Source organism: Kribbella sp. CA-294648, from assembly GCF_050943845.1.
Classification (GTDB): domain Bacteria; phylum Actinomycetota; class Actinomycetes; order Propionibacteriales; family Kribbellaceae; genus Kribbella.
In genome coordinates this window covers 3,097,679-3,112,370 of sequence record NZ_CP191981.1, presented here as the reverse complement: position 1 = coordinate 3,112,370, position 14,692 = coordinate 3,097,679, and the positions used below count along the sequence as shown (strand labels likewise).

The 14,692-nt window shown below is 68.0% G+C and carries 13 protein-coding genes; 6 read left to right on the top strand and 7 right to left on the bottom strand.

Annotated elements, in window-relative coordinates; all coding sequences use genetic code 11:
* Nucleotides 1-8 precede the first annotated feature (8 nt).
* Nucleotides 9-668, top strand: coding sequence for a hypothetical protein (locus tag ACQPYM_RS15000; protein WP_433020951.1), 660 nt, complete (start codon nucleotides 9-11; stop codon nucleotides 666-668).
* The gene (locus ACQPYM_RS14995) at nucleotides 661-1,494 is read left to right on the top strand and encodes a hypothetical protein (RefSeq protein WP_433020948.1); all 834 of its coding nucleotides are present in this window, start codon (nucleotides 661-663) and stop codon (nucleotides 1,492-1,494) included. The genes ACQPYM_RS15000 and ACQPYM_RS14995 overlap by 8 nt, the downstream gene beginning before the upstream one ends.
* A 3-nt stretch (nucleotides 1,495-1,497) precedes the next feature.
* Here the strand turns inward: ACQPYM_RS14995 and ACQPYM_RS14990 are convergent, their stop codons facing one another.
* From ACQPYM_RS14990 to hemW, 4 genes are all read right to left on the bottom strand, one after another.
* Nucleotides 1,498-2,511, bottom strand: coding sequence for a LacI family DNA-binding transcriptional regulator (locus ACQPYM_RS14990; protein ID WP_433020945.1), 1,014 nt, complete (start codon nucleotides 2,509-2,511; stop codon nucleotides 1,498-1,500).
* A 228-nt stretch (nucleotides 2,512-2,739) separates the two neighbouring features.
* A complete protein-coding gene (locus ACQPYM_RS14985) occupies nucleotides 2,740-4,065 on the bottom strand; it encodes an ABC transporter substrate-binding protein (protein WP_433020942.1) in 1,326 nt (441 codons plus the stop codon).
* Nucleotides 4,066-4,284: 219 nt separating this feature from the next.
* Nucleotides 4,285-6,666: a polysaccharide lyase 8 family protein gene (locus ACQPYM_RS14980; RefSeq protein ID WP_433020939.1), complete on the bottom strand. Its 2,382-nt coding sequence runs from the start codon at nucleotides 6,664-6,666 to the stop codon at nucleotides 4,285-4,287.
* A 120-nt stretch (nucleotides 6,667-6,786) separates the two neighbouring features.
* On the bottom strand, nucleotides 6,787-8,004 hold the full coding sequence (hemW, locus tag ACQPYM_RS14975; protein ID WP_433020936.1) for a radical SAM family heme chaperone HemW: 1,218 nt from the start codon (nucleotides 8,002-8,004) through the stop codon (nucleotides 6,787-6,789).
* Between the two features lie 277 nt (nucleotides 8,005-8,281).
* Between hemW and ACQPYM_RS14970 the strand changes: the two genes are divergently transcribed.
* A complete protein-coding gene (locus ACQPYM_RS14970) occupies nucleotides 8,282-8,467 on the top strand; it encodes a hypothetical protein (RefSeq protein ID WP_433020933.1) in 186 nt (61 codons plus the stop codon).
* 355 nt (nucleotides 8,468-8,822) lie between these two features.
* On the top strand, nucleotides 8,823-10,760 hold the full coding sequence (locus ACQPYM_RS14965; protein WP_433020930.1) for a hypothetical protein: 1,938 nt from the start codon (nucleotides 8,823-8,825) through the stop codon (nucleotides 10,758-10,760).
* On the opposite strand, the gene ACQPYM_RS14960 is transcribed toward ACQPYM_RS14965, so the two are convergent.
* The gene (locus ACQPYM_RS14960; RefSeq protein ID WP_433020927.1) at nucleotides 10,707-11,447 is read right to left on the bottom strand and encodes a GMC oxidoreductase; all 741 of its coding nucleotides are present in this window, start codon (nucleotides 11,445-11,447) and stop codon (nucleotides 10,707-10,709) included. The genes ACQPYM_RS14965 and ACQPYM_RS14960 overlap by 54 nt on opposite strands.
* A gap of 270 nt (nucleotides 11,448-11,717) precedes the next feature.
* Nucleotides 11,718-12,596 (bottom strand): aminoglycoside phosphotransferase family protein, encoded by an 879-nt coding sequence (locus ACQPYM_RS14955; RefSeq protein ID WP_433020924.1) that lies wholly within the window; start codon nucleotides 12,594-12,596, stop codon nucleotides 11,718-11,720.
* Between the two features lie 45 nt (nucleotides 12,597-12,641).
* On the opposite strand from ACQPYM_RS14955, the gene ACQPYM_RS14950 reads away from it, so the two are divergent.
* Complete coding sequence (locus tag ACQPYM_RS14950; RefSeq protein ID WP_433020921.1) at nucleotides 12,642-13,478, top strand: PHP domain-containing protein; 837 nt, start codon at nucleotides 12,642-12,644, stop codon at nucleotides 13,476-13,478.
* A 50-nt stretch (nucleotides 13,479-13,528) separates the two neighbouring features.
* Here ACQPYM_RS14950 and ACQPYM_RS14945 read toward each other — a convergent pair whose 3' ends face one another.
* On the bottom strand, nucleotides 13,529-14,011 hold the full coding sequence (locus ACQPYM_RS14945; RefSeq protein WP_433020918.1) for a MarR family winged helix-turn-helix transcriptional regulator: 483 nt from the start codon (nucleotides 14,009-14,011) through the stop codon (nucleotides 13,529-13,531).
* Between the two features lie 55 nt (nucleotides 14,012-14,066).
* Between ACQPYM_RS14945 and ACQPYM_RS14940 the strand changes: the two genes are divergently transcribed.
* Nucleotides 14,067-14,639: a glutamate-cysteine ligase family protein gene (locus tag ACQPYM_RS14940; protein ID WP_433020915.1), complete on the top strand. Its 573-nt coding sequence runs from the start codon at nucleotides 14,067-14,069 to the stop codon at nucleotides 14,637-14,639.
* Nucleotides 14,640-14,692 lie beyond the last annotated feature (53 nt).

The window sequence follows — 14,692 nt, the reverse complement described above, 5'->3', positions numbered from 1 at the left end:
TGGTTGCCATGACCCTGTGGCGTCCTATCGCAGTAGCTGGTCTGTTGATGCTGCCGCTCGCCTGCGGCTCGGACGGGAACTCGGCCGGGGACGATGGGGGCACCATCGTGCCGCCGGACACCAGCCAGACCGGGCCCGTCGAACCCACCGAGACGACTCCGTCGCCCGAGCCGACCGATCCGGAGACGACCCAGACGGCCCAGAAGAAGCCGTCGTTCAAGGTCGCCTCGGCGCCGATCGGTGGCAACGCCGGTCCGACCGACGACGGCTACCAGTGCGCCGAGGTGAACTGGCTGGGCCGCAATCCGATCCCGGACGGTACGACGATCAAGATCGGCTCGCCGCAACTCTCACCCAGCGGCGTCTTCGAGTTCGCCCAGTCCGGCTGTGGCGACAAGTCTCCCCAGTGCACCGCCTCGATCGTGTGGGAGGCAGGAAACTTCAAGCCCTGCTACGTCGGCGTCAAGCAACTCAAGGGCGGAGACCCGGTGGAGCTGCAGATCCCGGCCGAGGCCGAGTGCGCGACCGAGGCGGACTGCACCTCGCTCGAGGGTGAGAACCCGGGCAGCCAGATCACCTTCAACCCGACCCAGCCGAACACGGAGACCACCGAGACCACCGAGACCACCGAGACCACGGAGAGTACGGAGAGTCCGCCGAGTGGCTGACGAACGGTCCCCGGCCGAACGCTGGGTGAGTTTCGCGGCCGGCATCGTCGCGCCCGTGACGCTGATCAGCGGCCTGCTGTTCTACTTCGGCTACGTGTCGGCCCGTTCGCAGTACGAGTACTTCGGGATCGACGTCGACACGATCGGCCTGAGCACCCAGGACTACGTGATGCGCAGCCCGCAACCACTCCTGGTCCCCCTGCTCGGCATCACCCTGCTTGCCGTCGCCGGACTCCTTCTGCACAACGCGATTCAGCCGAGCGCGACGGCCATCCGCCGGGCCAAGATCGTCGCCATCGCGGTGCTGCTGCTCGGCGTACTGGGCCTGCTCGGCTATCCCCTGCTCGGCCGGCTCCCGTACTACGCCCTGATCGTCCCGGTCGTGATCGGCCTGGCCGCCGCGACTCTCGGCTATCTCTCGTACGTCGATCGCCAAGCGGCCGGACTCAAACCGCAGTACGTGCTGCTCGGTTTGCTCGCGGTCGTCACGACCACTTGCGCATTCTGGGCCACCGCAACGACAGCGCAGTACTCCGGACGCGGGCTGGCCAAGTCGGATGCCGAGAACCTGAGGCAGTTCCCCGTCGTCATCCTCGACACCAAGGAACGGCTGCAGTTGCGGTCACCAGGTATCGAGGAGACCGCCCTGCGGACGGGCACCGGGCAGACCTTCAACTACCGGTACCGCGGGTTGCGGCTGCTCGTGGTCGGGCAGAACCGGTTGTTCCTCGTACCGCAGCAGTGGAACGCCTCCAACACCACTTTGGTGGTCCCGCTGGACGGCTCGATCCGGGTGCAGTTCCAGTTCCAGAACGACCCGCCATAACCGCTAGGCCGAGCCGCGGATGATGAGTTCGGTGTCGTAGATCTCGGGGCTGGTCAGGTCGGCGCCGGCGAGTTTGGCCAGCAGGATCTCGGCCAGCCGCGCACCGAGTTTCTCGACCGGCTGCCGCACAGTGGTCAGCTTCGGCGTGGTCGTCGTCGCCACCACGGAGTCGTCGAAACCCACCACGGCCACGTCTTCCGGCACTCGCTTGCCGAGCTGCGACAGGACGCGCAACGTCGCCGTCGCCATCAGGTCGTTGGCGACGAAGATCCCGTCGAGATCCGGGTACTCGCCAAGCAGTTGCAGCGTCGCCTGCTCACCACCGTCGGCCGTGAAGTCGCCATAGGCAACAGCTTCGGGGATGCCGGCTTCCGCCACGACTTCCTTGTACCCGGTCAGCCGGTCGAGGCCGGCGGTCATGTCGAGCGGCCCGGCGACGGTGCCGAGCTTGCGCCGCCCGATCGACAGCAGGTACTCGATCGCGGTCCTCGCCCCGGCAACGTTGTCGACGTCGACACTCGCGACCGGTACTTCGACGCCGAGCGGCCGCGCGCTGAACACGATCGGCAGCGGCAACTGCGCCAACTCCTGCAGGACGTTGTCGCGGCCGTGGTGACTCACGATGATCGCGCCGTCCACGTGACCGCCGCGCAGGTAGCGCAACAACCGCTGGTCGTCACCCTCGGCCGGCTCGATCAGCAGCACGAGCTGCGAGGAGGTCGGCGCCAGGGTCCTGCTGATGCCGCGCAGGATGTCGCCGAAGAACGGGTCCGAGAACACCCGGCTGTCCGGCTCCGGTACGACGAGCGCGATCGAGTCGGTCCGGCGCGTCACCAACGCGCGGGCAGCCCGGTTCGGTACGTAGCCGAGCTCCCCGATCGCGCGCTCCACCGCGGCGACCGTGTCCGGCAGGACCTTCGGCGACCCGTTCACCACCCGCGAGACAGTCGCCCGCGAAACCCCGGCCAGTGCGGCCACCTGCTCCAGTGTCGGGGACCCACTGTCCTGACCCTGCATCGACAACGGACCTCCCCGACTGAGTGTGACGATGACACCGTAGTACCAATCGCCCCTCCGCCGCCGGAGATATCGCCGCGCCGCCCAAGGCCCCGGACCGCCCCCACTCACAAACCTCGGATGGTGGACGCCGGCCGAGCGTGCCCAGTCGTGCTCTCGGGTGGAAACGGCGGGATTGTGAGTGGGGGCGGTCCGGAGCCGCCGCCCACCTCACCTCCCGCTGCGCGGCTAGCCGCCCTTGCGGAGGTTGGCTGCCTTTTCGGCCGCGCGCTGGGCCTGGCGCCAGGCGTCTTCCGGGCTCTGCTTGCCGTTGTCGACGCGGGCGAGCGCCTCGGTGAAGACCTGGTTGATCTCGCCGTCGCGCGGGCCCTTGTGCTGTTTGAGGATGACGTTCTTGGCCCGGTTGATGAAGATCTTGCCCACCGGCGCGTTGTTGAAGTACGCGTTGACTTGGCTCTTCACCTGCGGCGAGTCGTACGCGTCAACCGTCGAGGGGAACGAGCCGACCTTCTGGAAGACCTTGGTCTGCTGCTCCGGCGCGGTCAGCCACGCGGCCAGTTTGGCGGCCTCGGCCGGGTGCGGCGACTGCACGGGGATGGTCAGGTACGAGCCACCCCAGTTGCCACCGCCGCCGGGGAACACGTCGGCTACGTCCCACTTGCCCTTGCCGAAGCTGCCCGCCTTGTCCTGGATCACGCCGAGCAGCCAGCCCGGGCAGGCCATCGTGGCGAACGCGTCCGTCCGGAAAGCCTTGTTCCACGCGTCGCTCCAGGCCGGCAGCTTCGCGGACAGGCCGTTTTCGGTGCCCTGGGCGATCTGGTCCCAGGTCGACTTCAGCAACGGGTTCTCGGAGCCGAGGTAGCGGTCGTTGTTCGAGTAGTACGCCTGGATGAGCTGGTTGCGCATCGCCTCCCAGGTCAGCACGGCCGAGTCGTACCAGGCCGAGCCCGGTACCTTCTGCTTGAACCTGCGGCCGGTGTCGAAGTACGACTCCCAGTCCGGGAACAACTTCGCCACCTGGGCCCGGTCGGTCGGCAGCCCCGCCTTGGCGAACAGGTCCTTGCGGTAGCAGATCGCCTCGGGGCCGATGTCGGTGCCGTAGCCGATGATCTTGCCGCTGCTGGTGGTGGCGCCGGCCACCTTCCAGTCCAGCCACCGTGCCTTCAGGTCGTCGGCGCCGTGGTCGCGCAGGTCGACGAACTTGTCGGCCTTGGCCAGATACTTGTAGATCCAGCTGACCTCCATCGCCTCGATGTCGGCCAGCCCGGAACCGGCGGCCAGGTTCGTCTCGAGGTTCTTGATGTGGTCGTCGACCGTCTTGGCCTTGCGTTGGGTGATCTTGATGTTCGGGTGCAGCGCCTCGTACTCGGCGTACAGGTCGTCATAGCCGAACTCGTTGAAGGTCGCGATGGTGAGTTCGACCCTCGGGCCGTCGTCGTCGGATCCGGACTCCGAGGCGGACGGCTGGTCGCTGCCACCGCAGGCGGTCGCGAGCAGGGTGAGGCTGCAGGCGAGCACGACGAGGGCACTGCGTTGGCGGGCACTGGGCCGCATGGAAATGCTCCCTGAACTGAGGACGGAGTTGAGAGCGCTCTCGATTTGCAAAAGTTGCTTGAGTTTCGGGCGTTTCAACCGGATGTGTCAAGGACCACACCGTCACCCTGAGATATCAACCCGACTTCGTCAGTACCTGTAGCCGTCGCTTGTCACTAACCGCCGCGACACGGTGACATTACGCTTTGTTTCCTGGCAGTACGCCGGAATGCCACCGCATCAGCGGAGGGTGAAGGACGCGGTGTGAGTGGCGCCGCGGGTGCCGCCAACCGCGATGTCGAGCACCAACTGCTTACCGAGCGCGACCACGGTGATCGAATCATCGAGCTCGAGCGGCCGGCGTACCCGTTGGTCGAGGGTCACGCGGATCGTCTGCGCGGTGCGACTGGGCTCGGAGACCGCCACCTGCAAGGTCGGCCCGGACCAGCCGGCCACCACGGAGGCCGGCCCCGACGAGGCCAAGCCCGGCACTGCGCCCGCAGCCCAGAAATTGGCCAGCAGAAGCCGGTCCCGCACTGAAGTGATCGCTTGAACGGTTGCCGTGTTCGCCACCATCCGAATCCCGGAATCCACAGCCAGCAAGGCGGTCCGCTCCTTGCTTGCCCCCGGCAACAGAATGTAGGAGTAACCGGCGGCCACCGGATTCATGCCGTGATCGAGCACCAGCGACAGATAGCGGCGGGTGATCGGCGTCGGCGAGCCGCCGGTGTCGTTGCCGACGTTGATCTCGCGCCAGGAACCGGTCCGTTCGCTGCGCCTGGCCGTCAACTGCCCGCCATCCGGGAAGAGGTATCCGCCCACGCCTTCAAGATGCGCCCAGGACAGACTGCCGTAGGTCTGCTCGACCTCCTGGTGAAGGTGCCCGTCGACGATCAGCGCCTCGGTCCCCGCGGCATGCAGGTTGCGGTTCTCGACGACGGTCTCCACCCGATGGCCGTCGGTACCGCTGATCCCGGCACCGAGCGCAACGATCGCCTCCTCCAGGCAGAACCACGATTTGCGCGCCTGCACGGTCTTGTCGTGGTTGATCAGGTGCATCCCCACCGCACCGGCCTTGCCCCGGTACGACGCACCGCCGACCCACTCGGCGTACGCGGCGATCGTTCCGGTACCGCTCGTCCCCGCGTGCGGTTGACGCGGCCGGGTGCTGATCGTCGTACCGGGCATCCGCATCGCGTCGACGGTCGGCCAGAACGCGTCGGTGAACTGCGCCTGGTCCGAGGTGTAGAGATAGCTCATCCCGTCCCCGACGTACCAGCCGCGCAGGTTCTCGCCGTTGCCCCACTCGTACCGGGCCATCCGCCTCGAGGACATCGCGATCGCGAAGGTCCAGCCCGGACGGCGGTGGACGACCCGGTCCTGGTTGAAGAACTGGAAATGCGCCGGACCCTGGGTCGCGGGCAGGACGGTTCGGTCCTCGAGGACGGCCTTGGCGCGGGCGATCCGCGGGATCGAGGCGCTCGCGAGATAGTCGTTCAGCCGGTCGCTGGTCAGCCAGCCCTTGGCAAGAGCCCGGAAGCGAGCCGCGTACGGCGCTTCCACTCCGCCGGCCAGCAACAGGACACTCGAGGTGGTGTCGTGGCCGTGCTGGTGGTCGCTCTCCCGTTCGCGCGAGATGGCCCGGCCGGACACGCAGTCCATCATCAGGCCGTCGACCATGAACGGCGCGAAGCTCGCCTCGACCGCATCGAGCAGGATCGACCGGTTCGGATCACTGACCTGCCAGGACGATCCGCCGAGCAGCGAGACCAGGTTGGCGACACCGGACAGGGCCACGTTGCCGTACGTGCCGACGTACGCGAGATTGCCGTGCTGCACGAACGAGCCGTCCCGGTAGAAGCCGTCGCCGCTGGTGACGTAGGTGAAGACGCTGTTCTTGCCGTTCTCGGCGACATCGCTCAGCGCGTCGCGGCCGGCCGCCACCTTCGCGGCGGATCGGCCGAGAATGCCGCGCAGCGCGACGATGAGCGCCTTGTCCACCCGGTTGGCGCCGGTCTCGCGCAGGGTGGCCGAGTTCGTCCGGCGGTTCGGGTCGGGGACGAAGCGGTCGATCGCGGTGAGATAGGCGGCCAGCCGGTCCGGGCTCACCACGTCGTAGGCGAAGACGCAGCAGTCGAGCAGCGCCTTCGGCGTGCCGATCTCCCAGAACCACCAGTTGCCGGTCTCGGGCAGGGTTGGGTTGTAGGCCTTGGCGTGGAGGAAGTCCAGCGCGGCGACCAGCCGGTCGGCGGGGTCGCCGGCCAGGGTGGTGCCTTCGGTCGCCCGAGCGAGCGCGATCGTCCGCAGCCGGGTGTAGCTGATCGAGAAGTTGCCCGACGAAGGACTGAGCGGAAGGTCGGGCCAGAGCGCGGTGCGGCCGGGACTCGTGTCGAGGGTGTCGAGAAAGCCCTGAGCGTCAGCCGTCAGGCGGGCCAGGGCCGGCGCGAAGGCGGCATCCGCCGGATCGATCGCGCCCCCGGTGTTGAGCGTGAGCCAACGGGTTCGCAGTACGTCGAACTCGTCGGCCGCGGCGGCCTGTTCGAGACGCTGCAGCCCGAGGGTGGCGACGGCACTGGTGGCAATTCCGGCCTGGAGCAGCAGGCGTCGACTGAGGGGCGGCATCCGCGGACTCCTTGGCGAGGTAAACGGTTACCATAGAATTAGCGGTGCGCGCAGAGGTCGTCAAGTGGCTACGTGCGATCAGTTTCGATCATTTCTACTGACTGAAGCTGCAGTTTCGCGTCAGGGCAGCAGGTCGCGGACCACCGCGTCGGCCAGCAGGCGGCCACGACGAGTGAGCACCAGCCTGCCGTCGACCGGGTCCTCCAGCAGCAGCCCGTCAGCCACGGCCCGCTTCGCGGCGGCCCGCCCGGCCTCGTCGAGCACCTCGACCGGAAGCCCCGCTGACAACCGGATCTCGAGCAGCACCCGCTCCACCCGGCGCGTCTCGTCGTCGAGCGTCTCCCGCGCGTACGCCGGACTGTCGCCCGCCGCGAGCCGGTCGGCGTACGCGGTGGGGTGCTTCACGTTCCACCAGCGAACTCCGCCGACATGGCTGTGCGCGCCCGGGCCGATCCCCCACCAGGTGTCGCCGCGCCAGTACAACTCGTTGTGGCGGCAGCGGGCTTCCGTAGTACGGGCCCAGTTGGAGACTTCGTACCAGCCGAGACCCGCGGCGGTCAGCAGGTCGTCGGCGAGCACGTACTTGTCGGCGAGATCGTCGTCATCCGGCATCGGCAACTCGCCGCGGCGTACCCGGCGGGCGAGCTGGGTGCCGTCCTCCACGATCAACGCGTAGGCGCTGACATGGTCGGGCTCGGCCGATAACGCCGACTCCAGCGACCTCCGCCAGTCGTCGAGCGACTCGCCGGGAGTGCCGTAGATGAGATCCAGATTGACGTGCTCGAACCCGGCAGCCGTCGCCTCCTTGACCGCCTCGAGCGCGCGTCCCGGCGTGTGCTTGCGATCGAGAATCTGCAGCACATGCGGCGTCGCACTCTGCATCCCGAACGAGACCCGATTGAACCCAGCTTTGCGGATCGCCTCGAGGTAGGCCGGATCCACCGACTCGGGATTCGCCTCCGTCGTCACCTCGGCGACGGGCGCGAGACCGAACTCGTCCCGTACTGCGGCCAGCATCCGGCCCAGATCCTCAGCCGGCAACAGAGTCGGCGTACCCCCACCGAAGAACACCGTGTCGACCGGCCGATCCAGCCCACCCAACACCTGCCGAGCCAGCCGAACCTCCGCCACCGCAGTCTCGGCGTACGACGCCTGCGAACCGCCCCCACCGAGCTCCTTGGCAGTGTAGGTGTTGAAGTCGCAATACCCGCACCGCGCCGCACAGAACGGCACATGCAAATAGAACCCCAACGGCCGAGACGTTGCCTCGACAACAGCCTCGCCCGGCAACACCCCATCCCGAGGCGCAACCTCCCCCTCAGGCAATATCGACGGCACCCACCCATCCTACGTACCTCGGAGGAACTCCCCGCGCTCCCGGGCGAACTCCCCGCGCGCCCGGCTTCGACGGTCGCTCCTACGTCGCGCCCACGTTCGGCAGCTCCCACCCACCCATTGCCCGGACTCCTGCGTCGCCTCACCTGACGGGCCCCTGGCCCGCCGTCGCGTGTGCCCCAAACGCTCCAACCCCTCGGAGCCACGGCACTCGCGTCGTGCGCCCACCGTCTGGATCCGCGATCTGAAGGCCGACGGTGCCGGGATCTGGGCCTGGTCGATGACCTACGACAACGACAACGTGTACGAGTGCTTCAACAACGGGGGCGCCGAGGTGGGCTGGCAGGTCTGCGACTTCGAGATGGTCGAGAACCCCCCACCGATGCTCCAGGGCTGGGCCCGCGAGGACGGCAAGGACTGGGGCTGGGGCAGAGGCACCATGGCCGACACCTCCGGCTTCTCCTGACCGACGCAACGGCCGGACGGCCCCGAACAGATCAGGCGCTGGCCTGCCCATGCGACCAGTGTTGCCCAAGGCAAGGGATTGCTGCCGTCCCACACGAGTCGCAATCAGTTCGAGCCGACCCGAGGAACCCCGCCACCCCCGAACCCAACGAAGGCGTCCAACCCCACGCCTTCGCCAAGCGGGCGACGGAGGAGCACGCGTCCCAGGGTGGGCGGAAGCAAGCGAACGCAGGTCACGACGCAGCTGCGACCGGAGGAGCCGGCGCGGGGAACTTCGTACGCTCTAGTCCTCGTGCCCCGAGAGCGTCATGATGGTGACCGACAGTGTTCGGGTTATCGGCCTTGGGGGGCGCGTCATGCCGGATCCAGAGGTGGAAGTTCCGCCGGATCCTCGGGTGGTTGCTGAAGTCAGGGAGCACAAGGGGCGGCTCGGCGAGACGGCCGTCAGGTGGCTTTCGCTCGGTCAGTTGGTCCGGACCGCGCAGGAGGTCGCGACCGCGACGGTCTTCGCGCGGTTCGCCGACAAACGGGACGTGATGGGGACCGCCCCCGCCGGCATCTACGCCTTGACGCCGAACCAGCACGAGGAACCAGTACGAGTCGACTTCACCGCCGACACCGGCGACGGGTTCAGCGCGACCTTCGCCATCGCCCGGCTCTTAACCAGCGGCCAGTCGACGGACTCCTCGGAAGACGACCTCGGCCCGGCCGACCTGCTCGTGCTAGGTGGCGACGAGGTCTACCCAGTCGCCAGCGCCGAGGCGTACCAACGTCGTTTCACCTCCGTCTTCAGAGCCGCCCGCTTCTGCTACCCCCAGTTCATCAACCCCAAAACGCCCGTCCACGGCCCGCCGGTGCTCGCCCTCCCCGGGAACCACGACTGGTACGACGGACTCTCCTCGTTCCGCCGAACGTTCTGCGAGTCCTGGACCCGGATGACGGACACCGTCGACGCGGCCGGCCTGACTCCCGTCGGATGTTACGAGTCCGACGAGGCAACCAGGGAGCGTGAGATCGCCGGCGGCTGGACCACGATCCAGTCGCGCAGCTACTTCGCGATCCGGGTGCACCCCAAGTGGTGGATCTGGGGTGTCGACTCGCAACTCAACGCCCCGATCGATCCCGGTCAGCTCGCGTACTTCGACGCGGCCAAGGACAAGGTGGAAGCCGACCACGGCGTCGTACTGTGCACGTCCACCCCCAGCTGGCTGGAAGCCGAAGGCGACAGTCCGCCGGACTTCGAGCGGGAGTCGCCGCTGAGCACGATGGTCAACTTCCGCCGCCGCTACCTCGGGCAGCCCGAGGACCGCAGGCTCCGGATGATCGTGACCGGCGACAAGCACCACTACGCCAGGTACGCCCCGCTCGAGCAGCAACCGCCCGCGGGAGAGTCGACCGGGGGCGACAAGCTGAACTGGATCCCCGGTCCTGAGCTCGTCACCTGCGGCGGCGGGGGTGCCTTCACCTCACCCACTCACCACCTGAAGCCACGGCTGTCGGTCCCCTGGGGGCGCCAGAAGCAAGACGCTGCCCGGCCGGTGACGCGGTACGAGCAGTGCACGGTCTATCCGAGCGAGCAGGAGTCGAAGCGAATGCGCCGCGACATCTGGAAGATGGGGTTGCACAACGGCCCCGGGCTCCCCGCTGTCATCGGCGCGCTCGTGACGTGCGTGTTCTGGACGGTGGCCGGCCGGCCGCTCGACGAGGTCGTGCGGTGGCCTTCGATCATCGCCTGTCTCGTCCTCGCGGGCCTCACCTACTCCTACGCGCTGACCGGAATTCGTGGTCGCCAACGAGGACGCTCCTGGGCGTTCCGCCTGATCAAGGTGGGGATCGCGGCCCTCGCGCATACCGCGGTCCATCTCCTCGGGATAGCGCTGGTCGCGTGGGTCGTGTGGGAGCTCAATGGCAGTGGCCGTCCAGCCTGGCTGCTGGTGGCGTTCTTGCCGTTCGTCGTGTTCGGGACCCTGGTCTTCACGCTCTACCTGATCGTCAGCGACTGGTTCGGCTACCACGAGACCGAGGCCTTCGCCTCGACCCGTTCGACGAAGTACAAGAGCCTGCTGCGCCTGACGTTCGATGACGACAAGGTCTCCGTCGACGTCATCGGGCTCGACCAGGTGCCGTCCGCAAGCAATCCGAAGACCCCGATCGCCGAGATGGAACTCGAACCACGGCTGATCGATCGCTTCGTGGTCTGCCGCACCGACGAGCCGGACGGCGCCACCGCGGGCGCCGAGTCACCGTCCGACGATGTGGTGGGCGATACGGAGGGCATTGGCGAGAACGCTTAGCACCGGGTTGACCCCGCCGTTCGTCACGTGGAGGGACGCGTCGGCAACGTGGACATTGTCGTGGTCCCACAGTCGGCCGTGGGGGTCGGTGACCGAGCGGGCGGGGTCGGTGCCCATCCGGCAGGTGCCCGCTTGGTGCTGGCCGGCGCTGGCACGCCGGGTGCTGCCGAGGACGGACATCGCCGTACGGGTCGCCCCGGCTTCGAGGAGCCACTCGCGCGCCTTCTCACTCAGAAACGCCTGGGCACGGACATCCTCGGGGTGGATCGATCCGCTGAGACGTGCCACCGGGAGGCCGAAGCGGTCCCGGACAGCTGGACCGACCTCGACTCTCGAGTCTGCTGACGAGACCTCCTGGATCGGGCCGACCACCCGCATCATCCGCCGTGCCTCGCGCCGCATCGCTTGCTTGCCCTCGGAACCTACCGGCGGGATGAGACCGGCGCCGGTCAGATAGTCGTACGTCGCGGCCGGCGTCGGTACGAACTCGTTGGCCAGCATGCCGCCGCCGACGATCCCCTCGTTGCCGTGCCGGAAGTCGCAGGTCGCGATCGAGACGCCCGGCCCGATCAGGTCGGTCACCTCGTCGTCGAACAGACCCACCGCGCCCGCGTAGACATGGGCCTGCAGATACCGGCCGACCTGATCGCGGTTGTTGCCGATCCCCCGCGGCCGACCATCGGCCAACTCTCCGGCGAAGCGTAGAACCCCTGCGCCACCAGCCGAACCAACCAAGCACCATCAGGATCTGACAGCACAGCATTGAGATTTGGGTTTGATGCGACCTCTAACGCGCGTTCTATTCGAGGGCGCCAGTCTGGGCGGTCCGGTGAGAGGACGCGTTCGATGAAGGCGACGGCCCAACTCCGTGGCGGACGGGAAGTCGTCGCGTGGGATCGCCGCCTCGGCCAAGTGGCTGAGGGTTGTGCGTTGCCGGTCGGTCAGCATGTGGTCGGATCAGCGAGACGTGTGGGCGAGGACGCGGTTGAGGGCTGCGCGGCCCGCAGGGCCCCAGGCCTTCTTGCCGCCAGGCAGTCCTTCGTCTCCGTTCCGGCCCATCGCGAGCAGGAACAGGCACTTCAGCACGGCCCACCCGAGTGATCGCTGCATCGTCGCCTCGTCGACGTCGCCGTACGCCGCGAAGAACCGCTCGGCCGCACCGGCGGGGAGCAGCACCCAGCCGGCGGAGAGATCAACCGCCGGATCGCCCGCGCAGATCTCCCCGAAGTCGATCACGCCGGACAGCGCGCCGTCGGTGACGACCACGTTCGCCGGATGAAGATCCCCGTGCACCCAGAGTGGCGGGCCCGCCCACGCCGGAGCAGCAACCGCCGCCTCCCAGATCCGGCGTACTTCGGGATCGTCGCCGGCCAACGGGAACCAGTGTTCGATGCCGAGTTCGCTCAACGGGACGCTGCGCGAGGGGTTGACCGGCGCGTCGGCTGGAGCCTCGGTGTGCATCGCTCGGAGGAACTGAGCCAGAGTTTCGGCGGACCCGGCGCGATCGATCGGAGTACGGTCGGCCGGCTCCCCGGCGACCCAGTTGACGACATGCCACGTCCACGGAAACCGATCGGACGGCTCGCCGGCACGCACCGGCACAGGAACCGGCAAGGGCAGCCGTCGAGCTAGCGAAGGCAGCCACTTCCACTCGGTGCGCAACAATTCGGGAGCACCTTCCATCCGCGGAATCCGTACGGCGAACTCGTCCCCCAGCCGCCACATCTGGTTGCCCCAGCCGCCGTCCACCTCGCGGATCTCCAGCCCGGCAAGATCCGGATGCTGCTCCTCCAGCAGACTCCGCACCAACGCTTCGTCAACCGCGATCAAATCCATAACCAGGCAACCTACCCACCCCCAAAAGAGGCAGAATGCCTGGGCATGGAGCTCCCCGGTGATGGTCATGTCCACAGCGAATGGTCCTGGGACGCCAACCTCGGCTCGATGGACGCCACCTGCGCGCGAGCCGTCGCCCTCGGCCTCCCCTCCGTCGCTTTCACCGAGCACGTCGACTTCACCCCGTTCCGGGCCGGCTTCCTGGCCGAGCAGTTCGGCAGCCTGGTGACGGACGGAACGCTCGCCGCCCCCGAACTCGACGCCGCCGGCTACCTCGACTCGGTGGAACGCTGCCGCTCGAAGTACCCGGAGCTGAGAATCCTCACCGGCATGGAGATCGGCCAGCCGCACCTCCACGGCCCGGAACTCACCAGATTGCTTGCCCAGGGCAACTTCGATCGGTTGATCGGGTCCCTGCACTGCCTGCTCGACGGCACCGAGTACGCCGAACCGTGGGAGCTGTATCCGCATCACCCGGCCGACGAGATCCTGCGCGCGTACCTCGCGGAGATCCCGGGAATGGTGGCCGGGTCCGGCGTCTTCGAGGTGTTCGGCCACATCGACTACCCGATCCGGTCCTGGCCCGCCGAGGCCAAGCCGTTCGAAGCGGCCGACTTCGAAGACGAATTCCGCCAGGCACTCAGAGCCTTGGCCGACGGCGATCGGGCGCTCGAGATCAACACCCGGCTGCCGCTGCACCCGACGATTCTCGGCTGGTGGCGCGAGGAGGGCGGCCGGCGCGTCACCTTCGGCAGCGACGCCCATCTCCCCGAGGCTCTGGCCACCGGGCTCGCCGACGCCGCCGCCTTGGCCACAGCTCACGGATTTCGCCCCGACCATACCCCCGGAGACCCCTGGCTGCTCTCACCCCGGACCGGCTAACGGGCAACTCTCGACCGGCCAACTGGCGGGCTGGCCCCGTCTGGCGTCGGCTAGCCGGCTTCTGCTTCGGACTCCTCGTTGGCCCACTGCTCCAGCAGCGGAGCGATTCGGCCGAGGATCTCGCGGGCTGTGGCGTACTCCGTGACGCCGAACTCCTCCGCGAAGCGCTGCTCCAACTCGATCAGGTGCCGGTAGCCGTCGCGGGCGACCCGGCGGCCGTGGTCGGTGTAGGTGACCAGTTTGGCGCGCCGATCCTCGGGGTCGGGGCGCATCTCGAGGATGCCCAGGTCGACCATCTCGCGGATGATCTCGCCCATCGACTGCCGGGTGATCCCGGCGCGGGCCGCCATGTCGCTCGCCCGTGACCCCTCCTCGGCCAGCGTGCCGAAGACCGAGTTGTGGGCCGGTTTCACCTCCGGGTGACCGCGCAGATGCGCGATCCGCACCATGTCGGCCTGCAGCGCCCGGTTCGCCCGGTCGACCAGCGCGATCAGCGGCTTCTGGCCGAGTCGGGGCAGATCAACCCTTGACATCCGTAAGGATTCCTTTCAATATTTCGACAGGTATCCTTACAATATCAGGGGAACGATGAAGACCCAGGAGCTACGCCCCTTCGTGGCCGGCCAGTTCGCTCAAGGCGACCGCCGGACCACCCGGGTCGCCGTCGAACAGGAGTTCCTGGTCGCCGACACCGCGACCGGTGCAGCCGTCCCGATCGACCGAGTCCGCCGAGCGGCCGGTACGGCGTACGCGCTCCCCTACCTCGCCTTCGAACCGGGCGGCCAGCTCGAGCTGAGCCTGCCGTGCGCGCCCGACTCGGCCACATTGACCAGCACACTCTGCGCCCTGACCGACGACCTCGCGCAACGCCTGGCCACGGATGGGATCCGCCTCGACGCAGTCCCCTGCGACCCGCGACTCGAACACGAGGTCCCCCTGCAGCTCACAACTCCGCGGTACGTCGCGATGCATCGCCATTTCGACGCGATCGGTCCTGCCGGTCGGCGGATGATGCGCCGAACCGCCTCGACCCAGATATGCCTGGACTGGTGGCCGGGCCAGGCCGGCGCGGAGCAGTGGCAGGTCCTCAACCTGGCCGGCCCGTTCCTGGCCGCGAGGTTCGCACGGAGCAGCGGCCGAGAGGGTCGACTCTCCACCTGACTCGACCTCGACCCAGCCCGGACCGGCTTCGACGACCAGCTGCTGCGGGGCGA

What these genes read in the sequence shown, in the direction of transcription:
- ACQPYM_RS15000 (WP_433020951.1), top strand. Translation starts at nt 9, where the DNA reads ATGACCCTGTGGCGTCCTATCGCAGTAGCTGGTCTGTTGATGCTGCCG.
- ACQPYM_RS14990 (WP_433020945.1), bottom strand. Translation starts at nt 2,511, where the DNA reads ATGCAGGGTCAGGACAGTGGGTCCCCGACACTGGAGCAGGTGGCCGCA.
- ACQPYM_RS14985 (WP_433020942.1), bottom strand. Translation starts at nt 4,065, where the DNA reads ATGCGGCCCAGTGCCCGCCAACGCAGTGCCCTCGTCGTGCTCGCCTGC.
- ACQPYM_RS14980 (WP_433020939.1), bottom strand. Translation starts at nt 6,666, where the DNA reads ATGCCGCCCCTCAGTCGACGCCTGCTGCTCCAGGCCGGAATTGCCACC.
- ACQPYM_RS14970 (WP_433020933.1), top strand. Translation starts at nt 8,282, where the DNA reads ATGACCTACGACAACGACAACGTGTACGAGTGCTTCAACAACGGGGGC.
- ACQPYM_RS14965 (WP_433020930.1), top strand. Translation starts at nt 8,823, where the DNA reads ATGCCGGATCCAGAGGTGGAAGTTCCGCCGGATCCTCGGGTGGTTGCT.
- ACQPYM_RS14955 (WP_433020924.1), bottom strand. Translation starts at nt 12,596, where the DNA reads ATGGATTTGATCGCGGTTGACGAAGCGTTGGTGCGGAGTCTGCTGGAG.
- ACQPYM_RS14950 (WP_433020921.1), top strand. Translation starts at nt 12,642, where the DNA reads ATGGAGCTCCCCGGTGATGGTCATGTCCACAGCGAATGGTCCTGGGAC.
- ACQPYM_RS14945 (WP_433020918.1), bottom strand. Translation starts at nt 14,011, where the DNA reads ATGTCAAGGGTTGATCTGCCCCGACTCGGCCAGAAGCCGCTGATCGCG.
- ACQPYM_RS14940 (WP_433020915.1), top strand. Translation starts at nt 14,067, where the DNA reads ATGAAGACCCAGGAGCTACGCCCCTTCGTGGCCGGCCAGTTCGCTCAA.